The organism is Brenneria salicis ATCC 15712 = DSM 30166 (assembly GCF_003315515.1).
In the GTDB taxonomy this organism is placed as follows: Bacteria; Pseudomonadota; Gammaproteobacteria; order Enterobacterales; family Enterobacteriaceae; genus Brenneria; species Brenneria salicis.
Map to the genome: position 1 here is coordinate 24,899 of NZ_QNRY01000032.1, position 21,938 is coordinate 46,836.

Here is a 21,938-nt window from a genome sequence, read left to right on the forward strand (position 1 = left end):
AGATCCTGATGTCGGAGCTTAATCTTGATGCGCTCAATGCATTGCCGAAGGCCGCGCAGTCCGACGCGTTGGCTGAAGTGAATAAGCAGCTTGAATCGTTGTCCGCGCAGGAAAGGGTGGCGTGGGCGCTGGAACACCTGCCGGGGGAGTATGTGCTGTCTTCCAGCTTTGGAATTCAGGCGGCGGTATCGCTGCATCTGGTGACGCGGCTTCGGCCTGATATCCCGGTTATCCTTACGGATACCGGTTATCTTTTTCCTGAAACCTACCAGTTTATTGATGCGCTGACGGATCAACTGAAGTTGAATCTGAAGGTGTATCGTGCCGCTCAGTCACCGGCGTGGCAGGAAGCGCGTTACGGAAAACTTTGGGAGCAGGGTGTTGAGGGGATTGAACGCTACAACCAAATCAACAAGGTTGAACCGATGAATCACGCGCTGAGCGAACTCAAGGCCCAGACCTGGTTCGCGGGATTGCGGCGCGAGCAATCCGGCAGCCGCGAGCATCTGCCGGTACTGGCCGTGCAGCGCGGGGTATTCAAACTCCTGCCGATTATCGATTGGGACAACCGTCAGGTTTATCTATACCTGAAGCAAAACGGCCTGAGCTATCATCCGCTATGGGAACAAGGCTATCTCTCGGTGGGCGACACGCACACCACCCGGAAGTGGGAGCCGGGAATGAGCGAGGAAGAAACGCGCTTTTTCGGCCTCAAACGCGAATGCGGGCTGCACGAGGGGTAACGCGTTAATCATAAACTTATTTTCCATTTTGTGAGCGCGTCCGATTATTAAACAGGCGACATCAGCCCGCTTTTTGGTGTTGTTATTCCATTACGGAACTTGTCATTCCAATTCGGCATTTCATAAGTGTGCTGGCCGCGCCGTATAGTCGCTTTATCCATTTTTTTGCTTAGTTAAGGCGATTGTGAACTATCTCCCTTTATTCGCTGACCTTCGAGGCCGCCCTGTGTTGGTGGTCGGCGGCGGTGATATCGCCTCACGTAAAATAGGACTGTTGCAACGTGCCGGCGCCGAGGTAAAAGTTGTCGCGCAGTCGCTGGCGGATGAGTTGGCAGCACAGCTTGAGTCGGGCAAGATTCAATGGCTGGACAGGCATTTTACGCCGACGTTGTTATCCGACGTGTTTCTGGTGATTGCCGCCACCGATGACGCCGCGTTGAACGCGGCGGTATTCGAGGCCGCCAATCAGCGCCATCTGCTGGTCAATGTGGTGGACGATCAGCCCAAATGTTCTTTTATTTTTCCTTCGATCATTGATCGTTCTCCGCTGGTGGTGGCTATTTCCTCCGGCGGTCAAGCGCCGGTGCTGGCGCGTCTGTTGCGGGAAAAACTGGAAGCGCTGCTGCCCGCCAGTCTGGGAACCGTGGCCTCGCTCGCGGGGAGTTGGCGCGAGCGCATCAAATCCCGACTCCATTCGGTGAGCGCGCGCCGTCGTTTCTGGGAGCGGCTGTTCACGGGTCGCTTTGCCTCGCTGGTCGGCGCCGGACAACTGGCGCAGGCTGAAGACGAACTGCAACAGCAATTGCATCATCAGCAACATAAGCAGCAACAGCCTGCGGCTGCCCGCGGTGAAGTGGTGCTGGTGGGCGCGGGGCCAGGCGATGCGGGCTTGCTGACGCTGCGGGGTTTGCAGGTTATCCAGCAGGCGGATGTCGTGCTATATGACCATCTGGTCAGCGGCGAGGTGCTGGAACTGGTGCGCCGTGATGCCGAACGTATTTGCGTGGGGAAACGGGCGAGCGCGCATTCGTTGCCGCAGGATGGGATTAACCAACTGCTGGTGACGCTGGCGCAGCAAGGCAAGCGGGTGGTGAGGTTGAAAGGCGGCGATCCGTTTACGTTTGGGCGCGGCGGCGAAGAACTGCAAGCGGTGGCGCAGGCGGGCATTGCCTTTCAGGTGGTGCCCGGCGTGACGGCGGCGGCGGGGGCGACGGCGTATGCCGGTATCCCGTTGACGCATCGGGATTATGCGCAAAGCGTGATGTTTATCACCGGACATTGCCGGCCTGATGGCGATGCGCTGGATTGGTCAACGCTGGCGCGTGGACGGCAGACGCTGGCGATTTACATGGGAGCGGTGAAGGCGGCGGAAATCAGTCAACAACTGATTGCCCACGGTCGTTCGGCGCAAACGCCCGTCGCGGTGATAGGCCGCGGCACCCGACACGATCAGCAGGTGCTCACCGGCACGCTGCGACAGTTGGAGCAATTAGCCCGGCAGACGCCGACACCGGCCCTGCTGGTGATAGGCGAAGTTGTGAGTTTGCATCATCAGATCGCCTGGTTTGGACAGCAGACGCTGACGGCGCGGCAAGACAGCCGTCCGGCGTTAGTGAATTTGGCTTAAGGAATGGTTATGGACGAGAAACGACTCACTCATTTACAGCAACTCGAAGCTGAGAGCATTCACATCATTCGCGAGGTGGCGGCGGAGTTCAGCAACCCGGTGATGATGTATTCCATCGGCAAAGACTCCTCGGTCATGCTGCATCTGGCGCGGAAAGCGTTTTATCCGGGATCGCTGCCCTTCCCGTTGCTGCATGTGGATACCGGCTGGAAATTCCGTGAAATGTACGCGTTCCGCGACCGGACAGCCAAAGCCTATGGTTGCGAGTTGTTGGTGCATCGTAATCCCCAGGGCGAGGTGCTCGGCATTAATCCGTTCATCCACGGCAGCGCCAAGCATACCGATATCATGAAAACCGAGGGATTGAAGCAGGCGCTGGATAAATATGGTTTCGATGCCGCATTCGGCGGCGCCCGGCGTGATGAAGAGAAATCCCGCGCCAAAGAACGGATTTATTCCTTCCGCGATCGTTTTCATCGCTGGGACCCGAAAAGCCAGCGCCCCGAACTGTGGCATAACTACAACGGCCAGATCAACAAGGGCGAAAGCATTCGCGTTTTCCCGTTGTCCAACTGGACTGAACTGGATATCTGGCAATACATCTATCTGGAAAATATCGACATTGTGCCGCTCTATCTGGCGGCGATGCGCCCGGTGCTGGAGCGTGACGGCATGCTGCTGATGGTGGATGACGATCGTATCGATCTGCAACCGGGTGAAGTGATTGAACAACGGATGGTGCGTTTCCGTACCCTGGGGTGCTGGCCATTGACCGGCGCGGTGGAATCCAACGCGCAAACGCTGCCGGAAATCATTGAAGAGATGCTGATTTCCACCACCAGTGAGCGTCAGGGACGGCTGATCGACCGCGATCAGGCCGGTTCGATGGAATTGAAAAAGCGTCAAGGGTATTTCTGAGGAGCCGTTGCATGAACTCGTTTGTGGTAAAAGATACAGAGATAACAGAGAGCGCAATCGCGAAACAGATCGCCGAGCAGGGCGGTGTTGAAGCCTATCTGCACGCGCAACAAGATAAAACCCTGCTGCGTTTTCTGACCTGCGGCAGCGTCGACGATGGTAAAAGCACCCTGATTGGCCGTTTATTGCACGATACCCGTCAGATTTATGAAGATCAGTTAACCACGTTGCACAGCGACAGCAAGCGTCTGGGAACGCAGGGCGAGAAGCTGGATCTGGCGTTGCTGGTGGATGGTCTTCAGGCTGAGCGTGAGCAGGGCATCACTATCGATGTGGCGTACCGTTACTTCTCCACGGAAAAGCGCAAATTCATTATTGCCGATACGCCGGGGCATGAGCAGTACACTCGCAATATGGCGACCGGGGCATCGACCTGTGAACTGGCGATCCTGCTGATCGATGCGCGTAAAGGCGTGCTGGATCAGACCCGCCGTCACAGTTTTATCGCCACCTTGCTGGGCATTCGTCATCTGGTGGTGGCGGTGAATAAAATGGATCTGGTGGATTACCAGCACACGGTGTTCGAACAGTTTAAACAGGATTATCTGGAGTTCGCCCAGCAACTCCCGGCTGATCTGAATATTACCTTTGTGCCGATTTCCGCGCTGGATGGCGACAATGTGGCGACCCCGGCCAGCACCATGAGTTGGTATAGTGGGCCAACATTGCTGGATGTGCTGGAAACCGTGAATGTGGCGCAGCGTAGTCTGACGCTGCCGATGCGCTTCCCGGTTCAGTACGTGAACCGTCCTAATCTGGATTTCCGGGGTTATGCGGGAACGCTGGCATCAGGTGTCGTGAGTGTCGGTCAGCGGGTTAAAGCGCTGCCTTCCGGCATCGAATCGACCGTCAGCCGGATCGTGACCTTTGATGGCGATCGGCAACAAGCGCAGGCGGGCGAAGCCGTTACTCTGGTGCTGGCGGACGAAATTGATATCAGCCGCGGCGATCTGCTGGTGGACGGCGGCGAAACGCTGAACGCGGTGCGTAATGCGCTGGTGGACGTGGTGTGGATGGCGGAAAAACCGCTGGTGCCGGGACAAAGCTACGACATCAAGATTAGCGGTAAAAAAACGCGCGCCAGAGTAGAGAATATTCAGTATCAGGTGGAGATCAACTCGCTGACGCAGCGCGTCGCGGAAAATCTGCCGCTGAATGGGATCGGGCTGGTTGAACTGGCGTTTGATGAGCCGATGGTGCTGGACAATTATCAGCAAAACCATGTTACCGGCGGCATGATCTTTATCGATCGCCTGACTAACGTCACGGTGGGCGCGGGGTTGGTAAGAGAGCCGATTGAACAGGTTTATCAGGAGCCCGGCGCCTATAGCGCATTTGAACTGGAGCTTAATGCGTTGGTTCGTCGTCATTTCCCACATTGGGGCGCCCGTGATTTGCTGGGGGGGAAATAACGTGTCCTCTGGTCATCCATCCTCTGCCGACGAGAATGTCGTCTGGCATTCGCATGTCGTATCACGTCAGGCGCGCGAACGATTGCACGGACATCGGGGCGTCGTGCTCTGGTTTACCGGGCTTTCCGGTTCCGGTAAATCCACGCTGGCGGGCGCGCTGGAGCAGGCGTTGCATCAGCAGGGGGTGAGCACCTACCTGCTGGATGGCGATAACGTCCGGCATGGATTATGTGGTGATTTGGGATTCAGCGATGATGATCGGCGGGAGAATATCCGCCGTGTCGGTGAAGTCGCCAGACTGATGGTGGACGCCGGGTTGGTGATGCTTACCGCGTTCATCTCTCCCCATCGCGCCGAGCGTCAAATGGTGCGGGAGCTGCTGGATGAAGGGCAGTTTATCGAAGTGTTTGTCGATACGCCTTTGGCGATTTGCGAAGCCCGTGACCCTAAAGGTTTGTACAAGAAAGCGCGCGCAGGCGAACTGCGTAATTTCACCGGGATCGATGCGGTTTATGAAGCGCCGCAATCGCCTGATATTCATCTGAATGGCGAACAATTAGTAACAAATTTGACGGCGCAATTATTCGATCTGTTGCGTGGTCGGGCTATTATCAAACTCTGATGTCTCCGCCAATTGCACGCTTTGCCGCGTGATGCGGGAGAATAATGGGAAAGATAATGCCAAATGCCAGTCAGTTGACCATCAGTAAGACCAAGCCGCTTCGTGATGACGAAGAGTATGTCCCGCATCCTTTTATGGGGGCGGTGGCGGGCTTCTCTTTCTACTGGCTGGTCTTTATGCTCCCTTTTCTGGTGTACGGTTCCAATGCCACGTTTTTCTTTATGCTTTATACCTGGCCTTTTTTTCTGGCTCTGATGCCGTTGTCTATCCTGATGGGCGTAGGGTTCAGTTATGCGCTGGGCGGCAGTGTCTTCTCTACGCTGTTTGCCACAGGATTGTCAGTGGTGTGCCTGTTCTGGCTGCTTTTCTCCTTTCTCACCGGTTGGTGAGTGTTCAGCAACTCCTCCTTTTTACCGGTAAAACTAAAACTATTCATGTTGCCAACGTCTATTAGAAACATATCATTTGTAATGATGAATCATTTTGATCATTTATCCCTCCCTAAATCAAATCTAATCTAAGATTTCTGTAACAGCTTCAGCAAATAGGTTTCTTAAGAAAATCGCTGTGATTGGCACAGGGAATATCGGTGCGGCTTACGCTCGCGCATTGGCGCATGCCTGAACCCGTATCTGGACGCGCCCGCGGGCTCGTTCGTCTTCTGGCAGGAAAATACCGACATGTTGACACGTTTGATGCTTGAACTGGGTCTTGTTCTGGCCACGTCCACCGCGCTTGCCGAACCCGCGCTTCAGGTACTCGGCAAGGATTACACTTTCCCCAACCGCCTCGAAGGATTGCCGGGCAAGCTTTCCGATTTTCCAGGGCTTGAAATCAACCGCTTCACCACCAGCGACGGCGTGGAACTGGCTTATTGGGAAGCCGGTCAGGGCAAGCCGCTGATATTTATTCCAGGCTGGTCGGCTAACGGCGCCGAATATGTCAACTTACTGTATTTACTGAGCCGCAACTATCACGTCTACGTGATCGATCCGCGTAACCAGGGGCTATCACAACGTGTTGAACACGGCGGTCGCATCGCACGTTTCGCTATGGATTTGAAAGAGTTTGGCGATCACCTCGGTCTGAAAAAAGCTGACTACGCCGGTTGGTCGATGGGGGCTGCGGTGTTATGGAGCTACATCGATCTGTTCGGCACCGACAGCATCAATAAAGCCGTTATCGTCGATGAACCGATCTCGATCTACTCGCATGATGACTGGAGCGAGCAGGAGCGTCTCGACGCTGGCGGCACCACCACCTCGCCTGAACGTATGGTCGCCGGTTTTACGCAGGGAGCGCCCCTCAACAAGCTGATCACCGATCTGCTGCCGGTACAACGCTCCACGCTCAAGGATTCGCCTTACTACGTGAACTCTTCCTCTTTTGCCAGCACTTTCGTCAAGAACGATCCGCAAGCGTTGGGCCGGGTGCTGTTCGATCACATCACCAACGACTGGCGTGACGTTATCAGGCATAAGATCGACATTCCGGTGGCGATTTTCTCCGGTGAGGAAAGCAACAACCTGTCGAGCCAGCGCTGGATGCAGAAAACCATCCCAGGATCGAAACTTTTCGTCTACTCAAAGGCGGAGCAGGGTGATCACTTCCTGATGTTCAAGAATCCCTTCAAATTTGTCGCCGATCTCCGCGCATTTCTGGACGGGGCGTCTAAGGAGGCGAAAATGCATGATGACAGCGCTGCTCAGAACAGCGCCGCCAGCCAGACTCGTTCTGCGTCATCCGCATCGCTACGTGCGGATGTCATCGACGCCTATCGTCTCTCCGGGGTGACGCTCCGCCCGTCGACTTACCAAGGCAGCGCGGCATTCGAACTACGCATGCCGTCCTCGGCTTATCAGGATCCGGCCCGTGAGCCACTCAGCGACCGGGACTTCATGGCGTGGTTGCCGGTCGATTTTCAGGACGGCACGATTGAGGTGGATGTCGCCAGCGACCTGGCCCCAGACGCGCCCGACTATGCCAGAGGTTTTATTGGGCTGACCTTCCGTATTGACGAGAAAGGTCGATTTGAAAGTATTTACCTGCGCCCAACAAACAGCACTGTCGATGACCCGGTACGGCGCCAGCGTAGCGTCCAGTATGTCGCCTACCCTGATTTCCGCTTCCGTCGCCTGCGTGAAGAGGTGCCTGGCAAGTACGAAACCTACGCCGACATCGCGCTTGGCCGATGGATCCATATGAAGTTGGTCGTAAAGGGAAGCGAAGCCCGTTTGTATCTGGATAAGAAAGCGGAGCCGGTACTGGTGGTGAATGATCTGAAATTTGGCGCGGCACAGAAGGGAGGCGTCGGCGTCTGGCTGGAGTCCGGCACTATCGGTCACTTCCGCAACCTGAAGGTGACGCCAACGGAGATAAAATAATATGTGAAGGCGTTCACGGAGATAAATCCATGAGCGCAGTGGATCGTTCAACGTCCTTTAATTCAGAACCGTCGTCAAAATCCGATATCCATTAACTGGCGTTATACGCCGCAGATTTTCCCGTTAAGACAATTTTCTCGTCAAGACAAAGGAGCTAGCCCATGAAACATAGACTATCCACCAGCCTTGCCGTCGCAATCGCCGCCTTGTCCTGTCAGGCCTATGCCCTGGAGCGTCCTGCAAAGACCTACGTTGACGTCACCACAACACATGTTCCTGTCGGCCCTGATATGCACGCCGTCGATGCGACCATGATCGACGTCGATAAGGACGGGGATCTGGATGTGGTCGTTGCGGTCGAGCGCGGCCCCAACGCGCTTTATGTGAATGACGGCAAGGGAAGTCTTACGTGGAAGCCTGGTGTATTCGACAGCACTCCCCGTGATAATGAGCATGTGAGAGCGGCGGACTTCAACGGCGACGGCCATAGGGATCTCATCTTCGTCGCTGAGGACGATGAAGTGCATGCGTTGTATTTCGGCGATGGCAAAGGCGGGTTCGCGAACGTGAGCGACCGCCTGCCGCGCGGTAGTCAAGGTAATGCCGTCGCGGTGGGCGATGTTAACGGCGACGGGTTGCCGGACATTGTGGTCGGCAACACGCCTGAAGGCAAGTCTGAGCCAGCCCACAACTTCCTGTGGCTAAACGATGCCAAGCGTCCGGGTCACTTCGTTGATGTGACGGAAACGCACTTGCCTGCGACGGAAGATCACTCTCAGGGCATCGCGTTGGCCGACATGAACGGCGACGGCCATTTGGATATGGTGATCGCCAACCAGTCGCCACCGAACCGTCTGCTGTTCAATGACGGCGCCGGGCGGTTCACTGATGCGACCGAGCGGCTGGAACTTAAGGTGCCGCTGGAAACCAGGGAAGTCCATGTGTTCGATGCGAACCGCGATGGGCGACCGGATATCCTGTTCTTCAACCTCACCAGCAACAATCAGGGCTGGGAAAAAGATCCCCAGACACGTTTGCTTATCAACGACGGCAAGGGCCGTTTCCGGGATGAGACCGAGCGGCTGCCGTCGCATCGCTTCTCAAGCTGGGGCGGCGCCATCGTGGATTTCGATCAGGATGGCGCGCCCGACATTCTGGTGAGCGCTATTCAGGTGCCGGGATTCGTTCCTCTGCAAGTTCGCGGATGGCGCAATGACGGGCAGGGTAATTTCAAGGATGTAACCCTTTCCATTGTACCCGGCGAGACGGTGGGACGCAGTTGGAGCATGGCGCAAGGCGATCTTGACGGCGATGGGAAACCTGACATTTTTATCGGCGGCTGGCGCTCTCAGGCGCGTTTGCTACTGACGAACACCGCGATTCTGCAACCATCCCGTCCGGCGCCCACGCCGATGGTGCTGTCAAAGGATTGACCTCTCTCTAATGACGCAGCGCCCGGTAAAATGCGGGCGCTTACTTTTATGGTGAGGACACTATCTGGGGGATCCCAATGGCGAGGGATTAACCCATTGGTCGGCCTATAATGTGCAATCCCCGTCGATGATGGTGCCGGATGCCGCGCCGAAAATGCAGCCGCTGCTCTCCCCTGAGAAGTACCGGTTCTATCAGGAATTCGTTGCCAGCGGGGGACGGTTGACGCTTTTTTGAGGGTCAATACGGTCTGTTTTCCCGCCCGCTGAGCGTGAATCTTGCCATCTGCGGGCTGACAGTGTGGAGTCGGAGCAAAAGTTATGGGATGATGAGGCGGTTTTTCAGGGGGCGGGATGGGAAAGCTTACGCTGTTATTATTGATATTGCTCGGCTGGTTTCAGTATTCGCTATGGCTGGGCAAAAATGGTATTCATGACTATGTGCGGGTAAAGGATGATGTTGTGGGCCAGCAGGGCAACAATGCCAAACTGAAAGCCCGTAATGAACAACTGTTTGCAGAAATTGACGATCTGAACGGCGGACAGGAAGCGATTGAAGAGCGTGCGCGCAATGAACTGAGCATGATTAAGCCCGGGGAGAGCTTCTATCGTCTGGTGCCGGAGTCCAACCATCGCTCTGCAACAACCTCTTCCTCCTTACCTGACAACGCATCACGCTGACACATGCTAAAACAAAGTGTTTCCCAGCCAGAAATTATCGCTGTCCTGCCTGCTGCCGGTAATGGCAGCCGGATGCACAGCGATCGCCCCAAGCAGTACCTGACTATCGGCGATAAAACCATTCTTGAACATGCCGTGAGCGCGCTGTTATCCCACCCCCGAATTCATCGCGCCATCATCGCCATTAGCCCCGACGATCTCTCGTTTCATTCATTGCCTATTGCCCATGATCCGCGCGTCAGCGTGGTGATGGGCGGAAAACAGCGTGCCGATTCCGTATTGGCGGGGCTACAGGATGTCGCGGATACAGCGTGGGTATTGGTACACGACGCTGCGCGGCCTTGTTTGCATCAGGACGATCTGGAACGGTTGCTGAGTTTGGTCGGACGCAGTGACGTCGGCGGAATTCTTGCCGCGCCGGTTCGTGATACCATGAAGCGCGGTTCAGGACAGGTTATTGAGCATACGGTTGATCGCGACGAACTCTGGCATGCATTGACGCCGCAACTGTTTCCGTCCGTGTTGCTGAAAAGCTGTTTGCGTCGAGCCTTAACTGACGGCGTGGTCGTTACCGATGAGGCCTCGGCGCTGGAATATTGTGGCTATCGCCCACAGATTATCAGCGGTCGGGCTGATAATATAAAAGTCACCCGCCCGGAAGATTTGGCATTGGCTGAGTTTTATTTAACGAATCTGCATCACAATCATCCGATTGGATAAACATTAATTGGATAAACAAAATAAGGAGAGCACGCATGCGTATCGGTCACGGTTTTGATGTTCATAAATTCGGTGGAGAAGGTCCGCTGGTGATCGGTGGGGTGCGTATTCCTTATTCTCAGGGATTACTGGCGCATTCTGATGGCGATGTGGTGTTGCATGCGGTGACGGATGCCTTGCTGGGCGCGGCGGCGTTGGGCGACATCGGTAAATTGTTCCCGGATACTGACCCGGCGTTTAAAGGCGCCGACAGCCGAGGATTATTGCGGGAAGCGTGGCGGCGAATTAATGAGAAGGGCTACCGTCTGGGAAACCTCGATGTCACGATTATTGCTCAGGCACCGAAAATGGCGCCGCATATCCCGCAAATGCGCGTTAATCTGGCCGAAGATCTACAATGCCATATTGGTGACGTGAACGTTAAGGCAACCACCACCGAACAGTTGGGATTTACTGGTCGAGGCGAGGGGATTGCCTGTGAAGCCGTGGCGCTGCTGGTCAAAAATGAAGCGGGTGAAATTGTCGCATGGTGAGTTTCCTCTGATGGTAACGATGGATAATAGCAATGCGCTAATCTGGCTGCATGGCAAGCCGCAGGCATCAGGAATACTGAAATCCAGCGCGGAAGATTTCAGGGTTATTGAAGATCTGGGATTTCAGCCTGATGGGGATGGCGAGCATATTCTGGTTCGTATTCGAAAGTGTGGTTGCAATACGCAGTTTGTGGCTGACGCGCTGGCGAAATTTTGCCGTTTGCCGCAACGGGCAGTGAGTTACGCCGGTTTGAAAGATCGCCATGCGGTTACCGAACAATGGTTTTGCCTGCACATTCCCGGTAAAACATCACCTGATTTGAGCGCATTCGAATTGCAAGGGTGCGAGGTGCTTGAATTTGCACGTCATCGTCGTAAATTGCGTATTGGCACGCTGCAAGGCAATGATTTTTCGCTGGTGTTGCGCCAGATAAGCGATCGCGAGGCGGTGGAATGCCGGTTACAGCAGATCACCGAACAGGGCGTGCCGAACTATTTTGGCAGCCAGCGATTCGGCAAAGGCGGGAATAATCTCGAACAGGCGCGGCTATGGGCGAATAATGACATTCGGGTTAAAGAGCGCAGCAAACGCGGCTTTTATCTTTCCGCCAGCCGTAGCGCGTTGTTTAATCAGATCGCCAGCGCCAGGCTTGGCCAACAGCAGGCGAGAACCGTGTTGTCTGGCGATGCATTACAATTAACTGGCTGCGGAAGCTGGTTTGTCGCCAGACAGGATGAACGGGCGGATTTACAGACGAGAGTTGATGCGGGCGAACTTCAGATCACCGCGCCATTGCCCGGCGACGGCGCGCTTGGTACGCAGGAGGATGCGCTGGTTTTTGAGCAGCAGAGTCTGAGCGGGCAGGAAACGTTGTTGTCGTTATTGCAGCGTGAACGGGTTGAACCCGCTCGGCGCGCGATCCTGTTGTATCCGCAGCGTATGGGCTGGAACTGGCTGGATGACAGTGCGGTTGAACTGACATTCTGGCTGCCGGCCGGCAGTTTCGCGACCAGCGTGGTGCGTGAAATTATCAACCCGCATCAGGATACGGATAGCGTTACCTGATGCATTGCGGTTTATTTTTCTTGATCGGGTATTTTTAACGATGATGATGGTAGCTGCAATTTTTACCCCATCCGGGGGAAAATGCGCATTGACGACGGGGTTAACCCAATCTGAGGTTAGCGGAGAATGGTAAACAAACGCATGCAAACGTTGCTGACGCAACTGCGTCAGTTGGGAATACAGGATGAGCGCCTGCTGAAGGCTATTGAAGCCGTACCCAGAGAACGCTTTGTTGACGAGGCGTTTGAGCATAAAGCTTATGAAAATACCGCCTTGCCGATAGGCTCCGGTCAAACCATCTCTCAGCCTTATATGGTGGCGCGAATGACGGAGTTGCTGTGTCTGACGCCAGCCTCCCGCGTATTGGAAATTGGTACGGGCTCCGGCTATCAAACGGCGATCCTGGCGCATCTGGTCAAACATGTTTGTTCTGTCGAGCGTATCAAGGGATTGCAGTGGCAGGCCAAGCGTCGGCTTAAACAACTTGATTTACACAATGTTTCCACCCGTCACGGCGACGGTTGGCAGGGCTGGGCTTCTCGCGGACCTTTTGATGCCATCATCGTGACCGCCGCCCCGCCTGAGATCCCGAAAGCGTTGCTGGCCCAGTTGGATGAAGGCGGGGTAATGGTGTTGCCGGTCGGCGATCAATCGCAAACATTGCAGGTGGTGCAACGTCAGGCGGGGGAATTTATTATCCAGGCGGTTGAAGCAGTTCGGTTTGTTCCGCTAGTCAAAGGCGAATTAGCCTGATACCGTTGCGGTGGTTTGGTATTGTTGTTAAGCGTTTAACATTTCAGTACAACAATGTTTTTTAAAACTTGTTGATATTGCTGGTATTTTAATAGTTATAGGGGAGTGGACGCATGGGAAGCCGAATGATGAATTTGCGTCAGATTGCTGCTTGTACGGTGATTATCTTAGGCGTGGCCGGGTGTTCCAACAATGACAGCAGATCCGCACCTATAAGTAGCGTTGACGGAAATGCGGGCAGCAGAGGCGGCATGTCGTCTACGCCTTCATCACGAACCGTATCGGGTGACCCAACGGTTGCCACGCGTGATGGCCGAATTGTTTATAACCGTAGCTATGACAATATCCCAAAAGGCAGTTATAGCGGCAATAGCTATACGGTTAAGCGGGGCGATACCCTGTTCTATATCGCCTGGATCACCGGTAACGATTATCGGGACCTGGCGCAGCGTAACAATATTCCAGAGCCCTACAGCCTGAATGTCGGCCAGACACTGAGTCTTGGCAATGGTGCTGTGGGAACGACAGGTAGCGGTTCGACCGGTAGTGGTGGTATGCTGGCAGCGACGGATGCAACAACGGGGGGTGTCCCGGTGCCGCCGTCAAGTACACAAATACAAACTACGCCGGTTGATTCTCAGTCAACTAACGCGTATTCTGGTAATTCGGATAAACAGAATGTAGGTAAAATGTTACCTACGGCAGGAGCAACAGCCACCGCTCCTGTTACCGCACCAGCGGCTGTTGCCAGCAGCAATACAAGTAGTACCGCTGCTGTTGCCAGCAGCAATACAAGTAGTACCGCTGCTGTTGGCAGTTGGCGTTGGCCCACCTCAGGGAAAGTCATAGATAGTTTCTCCGCATCCGAAGGGGGAAATAAAGGGATTGATATCGCCGGCTCACGTGGGCAACCGATCATGGCTACCGCCAATGGGCGTGTGGTTTATGCAGGCAGCGCTTTGCGAGGTTACGGTAATCTGATAATCATCAAGCATAATGATGACTACCTGAGCGCCTACGCCCATAACGACACAATGCTGGTCCGGGAACAACAAGAGGTCACGGCGGGGCAGCAAATAGCTACTATGGGTAGCACCGGAACCAGTTCAGTACGTTTGCATTTTGAAATTCGTTACAAGGGGAAATCCGTAAACCCGCTGCGTTTCCTTCCGCAGCGATAAATCGGGCAGAATATTTCGGTATTCTGCCATGGGATCACGGGTAGGAGCCACTTATGAGCCAAAGCACGCTGAAAGTTAACGAGTTACAGGAAGATGCTGATTTCGAAGAGAATGGACTTGGCGTTTTTGACGACAAGGCGCTGGCAGAGGAAGAAACCACTGATAATGATGCGGCTGACGACGAGTTATTATCACAAGGAGTCCCACAGCGAGTTTTAGACGCAACGCAACTCTATTTGGGAGAGATTGGTTATTCCCCACTTTTAACCGCAGAAGAAGAAGTCTATTTTGCCCGGCGCGCGTTACGCGGTGATGTTCCATCGCGCCGCCGGATGATCGAGAGCAACCTGCGACTGGTGGTAAAAATCGCCCGCCGCTATAACAATCGTGGTCTGGCATTGCTGGACCTGATTGAAGAAGGGAATCTTGGTCTGATTCGAGCAGTCGAAAAATTCGATCCTGAAAGAGGATTTCGTTTTTCTACTTACGCCACATGGTGGATTCGACAAACGATTGAACGGGCAATCATGAACCAAACTCGCACCATTCGTTTGCCGATCCATATCGTTAAAGAACTGAATGTTTACCTGCGTACCGCACGCGAACTTTCTCATAAACTGGATCATGAGCCGAGCGCGGAAGAAATTGCCGAGCAGCTTGATAAGCCAGTTGATGATGTTAATCGCATGCTGCGTCTGAATGAGCGTATTACGTCCGTTGATACACCGCTGGGCGGCGATTCGGAAAAAGCGCTGTTGGACATTCTGGCCGATGAAAAAGACAACGGGCCTGAAGATACCACTCAAGATAATGATATGAAACAGAATATCGTGAAGTGGTTGTTTGAACTTAACGCCAAACAGCGTGAAGTTCTGGCTCGTCGTTTTGGTTTGTTAGGTTATGAAGCTGCGACGTTGGAGGATGTTGGCCGGGAAATCGGTTTAACTCGTGAACGCGTTCGACAGATTCAGGTTGAAGGCTTGCGTCGTCTGCGTGAAATTTTGCAGGTGCAAGGCCTTAACATTGAAGAATTATTCCGTGAGTAATATCGGTTCGACACGGTATTTGTCAGAGTAAACACGGTGGGGCAACCCACCGTTTTTTTTGCGTGTATCCTTCCCCTGGAGAGAGAAAGGACACTGGAGTAAAGATTAGCGAACAATGTTTGCCAGCAGAAAATCGATGATTTCGCTGGTTTTAATCATCTGCTTTTCACCGTCGCGGCGGTTTTTATACTCAATCTCTTCGTTATCCAGATTACGATCGCCAATGACGATAGTGTGCGGTACGCCAATCAGTTCCATATCGGCGAACATCACGCCCGGACGTTCTCTTCGGTCGTCCAGCAGAACGTCAATACCGTTGGCGCGCAATTGCTGATAGATATCTTCAGCCACCTCTTTCACACGAAAAGATTTGTGCATGTTCATTGGCAGAATCGCCACATGGAACGGCGCGATGGCATCTGGCCAAATAATGCCGCGATCATCATGATTTTGCTCAATCGCGGCTGCGACCACGCGGGTGACCCCGATACCATAGCAACCCATGGTCAGGATCTGATTGCGTCCATCTTCTCCCTGAACGGTCGCTTTCAGCGCTTCTGAGTACTTGCTGCCCAATTGAAAAATATGACCGACTTCAATACCACGTTTGATTTGCAGCACGCCTTTGCCATCAGGACTGATATCGCCTTCCACCACTTTGCGAATATCCGCAACCATCGGCAGGGCCACATCACGTTCCCAGTTGATGCCAAAATAGTGCTTACCATCGGTATTGGCACCGGCGCCGAAATCGCTCATCGCCGCCACAGAGCGGTCAATAACCGCAGGAATCGGTAAATTCACCGGTCCCAGCGAGCCCGGCCCGGCGCCGACGATAGCGCGAATTTCTTCTTCCGTTGCGAAAGTCAGCGGGCTGGCGACCAGTGCGATTTTCTCGGCCTTAACTTCATTCAGTTCATGATCGCCGCGCACCAGCAACGCAACCAATTTATGGCCGCTCTCTTCCGCCGCTTTCACCAACAGGGTTTTGACCGTTTTTTCAATCGGCAGTTTAAATTGCTCAACCAGTTCAGCGATGGTTTTGGCGTTTGGCGTATCCACCAGGCGCATCTCTTCCGTTGCTTCCGCCCGACCTAACTGCGGCGCGACGGCCTCTGCAAGTTCAATGTTGGCGGCATAATCCGAACCGGTGGAAAATACCACATCGTCCTCGCCGCTGGCGGCCAGCACCTGGAATTCATGGGAGGCGTTGCCGCCGATGGAACCGGTATCGGCTTGAACGGCTCTGAAATCGAGATTTATTCGGCTGAAGATTTTGCTATACGCGGCATACATCGCATCGTAGGTCGCCTGTAGCGATTCCTGGGAGGTGTGGAAAGAGTAGGCGTCTTTCATCAAGAACTCACGGGAACGCATAACACCAAAGCGCGGACGAACTTCATCGCGGAATTTGGTTTGAATCTGGAAAAAATTCAGCGGCAACTGTTTATATGAACTGATTTCATTACGAATCAAATCGGTAATGACTTCTTCATGCGTCGGGCCAAGAACAAAAGGGCGTTCGCCGCGATCGACAAAACGCAGCAATTCAGGGCCATATTGCTCCCAGCGACCGCTTTCTACCCACAGATCGGCCGGCTGCACAACCGGCATGGAAACCTCAATCGCGCCAGCGTTATTCATTTCTTCACGCACGATGGTTTCAACTTTTCTCAAAACCCGTAAACCGGTAGGCAACCAGGTATAAAGGCCGGAGGCCAGTTTGCGGATCATTCCGGCCCGGAGCATCAACTGATGGCTGATAACTTCCGCATCGGCAGGCGTCTCCTTGAGTGTGGAGAGCATATATTGACTAGTACGCATGGTGATTGAGTTCCGTCAGAACAAGAAATAGCAACGTGCTGCCTAATGCAGCCGAAGGCTTAAAAAGTGGCTTAGTTTAACAGCGTGAACCGTTCGTCAAAAGAGAGGGGGAAGAAATTTATGTGGAATCGCCACCGCCTGTTTAAGTGCTTCTTTAACGCAAGTCGAGGGATAACACCTCGGTTTGCTGCCCGGATACCCGCCAGCGCACATTAAACTCCAGCAGTAAAACAGCATATTCCCGCCCGACATCCTCGCCTTTTCGATAAGCTGGGCGCGGATCCTGAGCCAGTACCTGACTGATAAAGCGTTTTAAATGCGGATATTTATGCTGATTGTCGGCGATCTGTTGTTCTGCCAGCAAAGAGAAGATAACCGGCACATTGGCTTGTGGCGCGAATTGCGCGAAACCAGCCAATGCATTGGGATAGCTTTCCGCAAAAGGAAGATAGGGTTTGATATCAACGATTGGCGTCCCATCGACCAGATCAAGACTGCCTAATTCCAACGTGACGCGATCGCCTTGCGTATGAATGGCTTTCAGTTCCACCAACGACATGCCGATGGGGTTGGGACGGAAAGGGGAGCGTGTCGCGAATACGCCAACGCGGGCATTGCCACCCAGTCTTGGTGGCCGAACCGTCGGACGCCAGCCACCCTCCATGGTTTGATGAAAAATGAATAACAGCCATATATGACTAAAGTCTGCGAGTCCGCGCAGACATTCCGCCTGATTATAAGGCGGCAATAACTGGAGTTCTCCTCCACCATCTTCAATCAGGCCCGGCTGCCGCGGTATAGCGAACTTTTCTTTATAAGGCGAGCGAATGACACCGATCTGATTGAAAACAAAACGATTCATTGATTTGAAACTTTTAGTGCCGTACCCTGACAAACCGTCTGACGATAGCAACCGGCAACACTACTGATGATCTGACATTCATGTAGTAGAACCGCATTGGCATTCATCCCTGTTGCACGGTTCTGCATTCTCCTGCGTGCATTGGCTATATTGGGTGGCGCATCCTGAGCGCTGACCTGACATGAGGAACCGGATACTTCTCCCATATCACGGAATGGTTTGCCAACCAGTTCTTCAGCGCTTTTATATAAAACGGCAGGCGTGGGACGTGGCGCTGGTTTTGGCTTGGGCGCCGGCTCTGCTTTCGATTCGTTGGCAGGTTGAGGAACAGGTTCCGTCGGCTTCTGCAACAGAGAGCAGCCTGTTAACGATATCGTTAACAGAATAAGAGGGGCTACGCGCATAAAATTACCTCTACTTTTTGTTAAAGAGCGGATATTGACAAGCTATCGCCCAAATAACAAGACGGGCCAGGACCCGTCTTGAGGATATATTTAAATAAAGCGGGTAACGCGTGTTTTACCAGCCTTTAACGGCGCCGCCATTAAAGATTTTATTCGCGGCTTCATTAACTTCATCTGACTGATAAGCCTGAACGAATTTTTTCACGTTTTCCGCATCTTTATTATCTTCACGGGAAACCAGCAGATTGACATACGGAGAGTCTTTTTCTTCCACAAAGATACCGTCTTTTGCCGGCGTCAGGTTAATCTGGCTGGCGTATGTGGTGTTGATGATAGCCAGCGCGATTTGCGCATCGTCCAGCGAACGTGGCAATTGGGGAGCTTCCAGTTCAACCAGTTTCAGGTTTTTCGGGTTTTCGGTGACATCCAGAACAGTCGGCTGCAGGCCAACATTATCTTTCAGTTTAATCAAATCGACTTTTTGCAGCAGCAGCAATGAACGGCCCAGATTGGTTGGATCGTTAGGCAACGCAACTTGGGCGCCATTTTGTAACTCATCCAGAGAGGTAATTTTTTTGGAATAGCCGGCAATCGGGTAAACGAAGCTATTACCAACGGCAACCAATTTATAGCCGCGATCTTTGATTTGCTGATCCAAATAAGGTTTATGCTGGAAAGCATTCAGATCGATATCGCCTTTGCTCAGCGCTTCGTTAGGCAGGACATAATCGTTAAAGATCACTAATTCTACATCCAGACCATATTTGTCTTTTGCCACTTTTTGGGCGACTTCAGCAACCTGCTGTTCAGCGCCTACAATGACGCCAACTTTAATATGATTCGGATCCTTTTCTTCCTGACCACATCCCGTTAACGCCAGAGCACTGATGAATGCGCCGATGGTCGCGATAGATTTAAATTTTATAGCCATATCCTTCCCTCTCATTAAAAATCTTTATAACATCTCATCTGCCCGGAATAGGCAAATGCGAATTTAACGATTACTTATGCGTGACAGCCTTTACTGCCCGATCCCCGCAAAATTGAATCAGATAAACCAGAACAACCAACAATATTAATACCGTATTCATGACCGTGGCGTTATAACCAATATAACCATACTGATAACCAATTTGACCTAAGCCCCCGGCGCCGACAGCACCACCCATAGCAGAATAGCCTACCAATGTAATAAGGGTGATGGTTGCGGCGTTAATCAGGCCGGGTAAGGCTTCTGGTAATAAAACCTTTCTGATGATTTGCATCGGCGTCGCGCCCATGGCGCGTGCTGCTTCAATCAGACCGGTCGGGATTTCCAGCAACGCGTTTTCCACCATGCGGGCAATAAACGGCGCAGCGCCGACGGTCAGCGGGACAATCGCGGCTTGCAGGCCGATAGACGTTCCGACGATAATTCGGGTAAACGGGATCATCCATACCAGTAAAATAATAAAGGGAATAGAGCGGAAGATGTTCACCAACGCTGAAACCACACGGTAGAGCTTGGGATTGGCGATAATCTGTCCTGGACGAGTGGTATACAACAAGACCCCCACCGGCAAGCCAATGACGAAGCCAAAAAAACTGGAAACGAACGTCATTGCGACGGTTTCCCAAACTCCCCGAGCCATTAACCATAACATTGTTTCAGACATAACCCAGAACCTCGATATTGACGTGACTTTCTTGCAGGAAAGCGATAGCCGTTCGCGTATCGGCTTCTTCACCATGCATTTCCGCCAGCATGATGCCGAATTTGACGCCGCCGGCATAATCCATCTGAGCGCTGATAATATTGTTATTGATGTTAAAACGTCGGGAGATTTCGGAAAGTAACGGCGCATCAACAGACTGGCCGGTAAATTCCATACGCAATAAGGGTGTGGTACAGGCGCCGCGTTCCGGTGACAGACGAGAAAGATAATTGTCAGGAATATCGAGATGTAAGGTGGATTGAATGAATTTTTGCGCCAGTGGTGTTTTCGGGTGAGAGAAGACTTCGCTGACCGTATCTTGTTCAATAAGCTGCCCGCCGCTGATCACCGCGACCTGATCGCAAATACGTTTTACGACATCCATTTCATGGGTGATCAAAAGGATCGTCAGCCCCAGACGACGATTGATATCTTTAAGCAGTTCCAGTATCGAGCGGGTCGTGGCGGGATCCAGCGCGCTGGTCGCTTCGTCACATAGCAACACCTTGGGATTGCTGGCCAGTGCGCGAGCAATGGCGACGCGCTGTTTTTGCCCGCCGGAAAGATTTGCCGGATAAGCATCATGTTTATCCATCAGCCCTACCAGTTCCAGTAATTCATTTACTCGCTGAGTAATCTTCGTTTTTGGGGTGTTATCCAATTCAAGAGGTAGAGCGATATTGCCGAATACCGTGCGTGAAGCAAGCAAATTGAAATGTTGGAAAATCATACCAATCTGACGGCGCGCGCGCGTTAACTGACTATCTGAAAGCAATGTCAGATTCTGTCCGTCAACCAGCACTTTACCTTGTGTAGGACGTTCCAGCAGATTCACGCAACGAATAAGCGTGCTTTTACCCGCGCCGGATGCGCCAATAACGCCATAGATCTGTCCCGCCGGGACATGAAGGTTTACATCAGCAAGGGCGGTAATTGAGCGGCCATTTTGCTGAAAAACCTTGGTAATATTAGAAAGTTCAATCATATGTTTTTATCGTGAGTACCTATTGGCTGGATAAACCAGATTCCGTAGAGCCGGAATAGTAAGCGGATGTTAGGGCGTCTAGACGTCTAAGTCAATTGAGATTAACGTTACCTGACATTCTCTCTGTCGGTAAAAACATGCGATACTAACGGGCTATTCACGCCATCGGAGCTAAGTAAGTGGCACAAAGTGTTCCAGCAATTTTTCTTGATCGTGATGGTACGATCAATATCGACCACGGCTATGTGCATGAGATCGATCAGTTTCAATTCATTGACGGCGTGATCGAAGCCATGCAAGAACTGAAGAAAATGGGATTTGCGCTGGTGGTCGTCACCAATCAATCCGGTATTGCCCGTGGCAAGTTTACTGAAGATCAGTTTATGCAATTGACTGAATGGATGGATTGGTCTTTGGCCGATCGTGGCGTCGATCTGGATGGCATCTATTTTTGTCCGCATCATTCTGAAGCAGGTGAAGGGGAGTATAGTCAGACATGTGATTGTCGTAAACCTGAACCGGGCATGCTGCTCTCCGCGCAACGGCATCTCAATATTGATATGGTTGCTTCCTATATGATCGGCGATAAAACAGAAGATATACAGGCGGGGATCGCTGCTGGTATTGGAACCAACGTCCTGGTTCGCACTGGAAAACCAATTACCGAACAAGGGGAAAGCTTGGCGGATGGGATTATTGATAGCCTTGCCGACCTGCCTCAATGGATAAAAAAGCGTAGTTAATAGACTAAGTGAATGAAAGTTGCGCAAACAGAAAAAAATTGAATATATTTGCTTGCGCTTCCTTATTTGCTCCCTATAATGCGCCTCCATCGACACGGCGCTGTGAACTAAATCACAACGAAGCGGCGAGAAAAGAAGAGATGCTGAAATAAGCATTGACTCTGAAAGAGGAAAGCGTAATATACGCCACCTCGCGTTAGTGGCTAAGGCCAGTACGCACTGCTCTTTAACAATTGAATCAGACAATCTG

General features: G+C 52.7%; 23 protein-coding genes. 17 read left to right on the plus strand and 6 right to left on the minus strand.

Annotated elements, in window-relative coordinates:
• Positions 1 to 8: 8 nt before the first annotated feature.
• The 16 genes from DES54_RS13210 to rpoS all read left to right on the plus strand — a co-directional run bounded on the left by DES54_RS13210 (position 9) and on the right by rpoS (position 15,176).
• Positions 9 to 743 carry a phosphoadenylyl-sulfate reductase gene (locus tag DES54_RS13210; protein ID WP_113868121.1) on the plus strand — a complete coding sequence of 245 codons (735 nt, stop codon included), beginning with the start codon at positions 9 to 11 and terminating at the stop codon, positions 741 to 743.
• Positions 744 to 927: 184 nt separating this feature from the next.
• Complete coding sequence (cysG, locus tag DES54_RS13215) at positions 928 to 2,370, plus strand: siroheme synthase CysG (RefSeq protein ID WP_113868123.1); 1,443 nt, start codon at positions 928 to 930, stop codon at positions 2,368 to 2,370.
• A gap of 9 nt (positions 2,371 to 2,379) precedes the next feature.
• Positions 2,380 to 3,288, plus strand: coding sequence for a sulfate adenylyltransferase subunit CysD (gene cysD, locus DES54_RS13220; RefSeq protein WP_113868125.1), 909 nt, complete (start codon positions 2,380 to 2,382; stop codon positions 3,286 to 3,288).
• A gap of 11 nt (positions 3,289 to 3,299) precedes the next feature.
• A complete protein-coding gene (cysN, locus tag DES54_RS13225; RefSeq protein WP_113868127.1) occupies positions 3,300 to 4,760 on the plus strand; it encodes a sulfate adenylyltransferase subunit CysN in 1,461 nt (486 codons plus the stop codon).
• The gene (cysC, locus tag DES54_RS13230) at positions 4,699 to 5,382 is read left to right on the plus strand and encodes an adenylyl-sulfate kinase (RefSeq protein WP_113868129.1); all 684 of its coding nucleotides are present in this window, start codon (positions 4,699 to 4,701) and stop codon (positions 5,380 to 5,382) included. The genes cysN and cysC overlap by 62 nt, the downstream gene beginning before the upstream one ends.
• A 56-nt stretch (positions 5,383 to 5,438) precedes the next feature.
• A complete protein-coding gene (locus DES54_RS13235; RefSeq protein WP_240635013.1) occupies positions 5,439 to 5,771 on the plus strand; it encodes a DUF3561 family protein in 333 nt (110 codons plus the stop codon).
• A gap of 291 nt (positions 5,772 to 6,062) precedes the next feature.
• On the plus strand, positions 6,063 to 7,766 hold the full coding sequence (locus DES54_RS13240) for an alpha/beta fold hydrolase (RefSeq protein WP_240635012.1): 1,704 nt from the start codon (positions 6,063 to 6,065) through the stop codon (positions 7,764 to 7,766).
• Between the two features lie 161 nt (positions 7,767 to 7,927).
• Positions 7,928 to 9,199, plus strand: a complete 1,272-nt coding sequence (locus DES54_RS13245; RefSeq protein WP_113868133.1) for an FG-GAP repeat domain-containing protein — start codon at positions 7,928 to 7,930, stop codon at positions 9,197 to 9,199.
• A gap of 112 nt (positions 9,200 to 9,311) precedes the next feature.
• Positions 9,312 to 9,434, plus strand: coding sequence for a hypothetical protein (locus DES54_RS19110; RefSeq protein WP_276309749.1), 123 nt, complete (start codon positions 9,312 to 9,314; stop codon positions 9,432 to 9,434).
• 116 nt (positions 9,435 to 9,550) lie between these two features.
• Positions 9,551 to 9,877, plus strand: coding sequence for a cell division protein FtsB (gene ftsB / locus DES54_RS13250; RefSeq protein ID WP_113868135.1), 327 nt, complete (start codon positions 9,551 to 9,553; stop codon positions 9,875 to 9,877).
• Positions 9,878 to 9,880: 3 nt separating this feature from the next.
• A complete protein-coding gene (ispD, locus tag DES54_RS13255) occupies positions 9,881 to 10,597 on the plus strand; it encodes a 2-C-methyl-D-erythritol 4-phosphate cytidylyltransferase (protein WP_113868137.1) in 717 nt (238 codons plus the stop codon).
• Positions 10,598 to 10,632: 35 nt separating this feature from the next.
• The gene (gene ispF, locus DES54_RS13260; RefSeq protein WP_113868139.1) at positions 10,633 to 11,130 is read left to right on the plus strand and encodes a 2-C-methyl-D-erythritol 2,4-cyclodiphosphate synthase; all 498 of its coding nucleotides are present in this window, start codon (positions 10,633 to 10,635) and stop codon (positions 11,128 to 11,130) included.
• Positions 11,131 to 11,149: 19 nt separating this feature from the next.
• Positions 11,150 to 12,196, plus strand: coding sequence for a tRNA pseudouridine(13) synthase TruD (truD, locus tag DES54_RS13265; protein ID WP_113868165.1), 1,047 nt, complete (start codon positions 11,150 to 11,152; stop codon positions 12,194 to 12,196).
• 126 nt (positions 12,197 to 12,322) lie between these two features.
• Complete coding sequence (locus DES54_RS13270; protein ID WP_113868140.1) at positions 12,323 to 12,949, plus strand: protein-L-isoaspartate(D-aspartate) O-methyltransferase; 627 nt, start codon at positions 12,323 to 12,325, stop codon at positions 12,947 to 12,949.
• Positions 12,950 to 13,074: 125 nt separating this feature from the next.
• Positions 13,075 to 14,130 carry a murein hydrolase activator NlpD gene (gene nlpD, locus DES54_RS13275; RefSeq protein ID WP_169050421.1) on the plus strand — a complete coding sequence of 352 codons (1,056 nt, stop codon included), beginning with the start codon at positions 13,075 to 13,077 and terminating at the stop codon, positions 14,128 to 14,130.
• Positions 14,131 to 14,183: 53 nt separating this feature from the next.
• Complete coding sequence (rpoS, locus tag DES54_RS13280) at positions 14,184 to 15,176, plus strand: RNA polymerase sigma factor RpoS (protein WP_113868144.1); 993 nt, start codon at positions 14,184 to 14,186, stop codon at positions 15,174 to 15,176.
• A gap of 105 nt (positions 15,177 to 15,281) precedes the next feature.
• Here the strand turns inward: rpoS and proS are convergent, their stop codons facing one another.
• The 6 genes from proS to metN all read right to left on the minus strand — a co-directional run bounded on the left by proS (position 15,282) and on the right by metN (position 20,945).
• Positions 15,282 to 17,000 carry a proline--tRNA ligase gene (gene proS / locus DES54_RS13285; protein WP_113868146.1) on the minus strand — a complete coding sequence of 573 codons (1,719 nt, stop codon included), beginning with the start codon at positions 16,998 to 17,000 and terminating at the stop codon, positions 15,282 to 15,284.
• Positions 17,001 to 17,154: 154 nt separating this feature from the next.
• On the minus strand, positions 17,155 to 17,862 hold the full coding sequence (gene tsaA, locus DES54_RS13290) for a tRNA (N6-threonylcarbamoyladenosine(37)-N6)-methyltransferase TrmO (protein ID WP_113868148.1): 708 nt from the start codon (positions 17,860 to 17,862) through the stop codon (positions 17,155 to 17,157).
• Positions 17,859 to 18,266 carry an envelope stress sensor lipoprotein RcsF gene (rcsF, locus tag DES54_RS13295; protein WP_113868150.1) on the minus strand — a complete coding sequence of 136 codons (408 nt, stop codon included), beginning with the start codon at positions 18,264 to 18,266 and terminating at the stop codon, positions 17,859 to 17,861. The genes tsaA and rcsF overlap by 4 nt, the downstream gene beginning before the upstream one ends.
• A 115-nt stretch (positions 18,267 to 18,381) precedes the next feature.
• Complete coding sequence (locus tag DES54_RS13300; RefSeq protein WP_113868152.1) at positions 18,382 to 19,197, minus strand: MetQ/NlpA family lipoprotein; 816 nt, start codon at positions 19,195 to 19,197, stop codon at positions 18,382 to 18,384.
• Positions 19,198 to 19,267: 70 nt separating this feature from the next.
• Positions 19,268 to 19,921 carry a methionine ABC transporter permease MetI gene (locus tag DES54_RS13305; RefSeq protein ID WP_113868154.1) on the minus strand — a complete coding sequence of 218 codons (654 nt, stop codon included), beginning with the start codon at positions 19,919 to 19,921 and terminating at the stop codon, positions 19,268 to 19,270.
• Positions 19,914 to 20,945 (minus strand): methionine ABC transporter ATP-binding protein MetN, encoded by a 1,032-nt coding sequence (gene metN, locus DES54_RS13310; protein ID WP_113868156.1) that lies wholly within the window; start codon positions 20,943 to 20,945, stop codon positions 19,914 to 19,916. The genes DES54_RS13305 and metN overlap by 8 nt, the downstream gene beginning before the upstream one ends.
• Positions 20,946 to 21,124: 179 nt before the next feature.
• Here metN and gmhB point away from each other — a divergent pair, with 179 nt between their 5' ends.
• Positions 21,125 to 21,688, plus strand: a complete 564-nt coding sequence (gmhB, locus tag DES54_RS13315; RefSeq protein ID WP_113868157.1) for a D-glycero-beta-D-manno-heptose 1,7-bisphosphate 7-phosphatase — start codon at positions 21,125 to 21,127, stop codon at positions 21,686 to 21,688.
• Positions 21,689 to 21,938 lie beyond the last annotated feature (250 nt).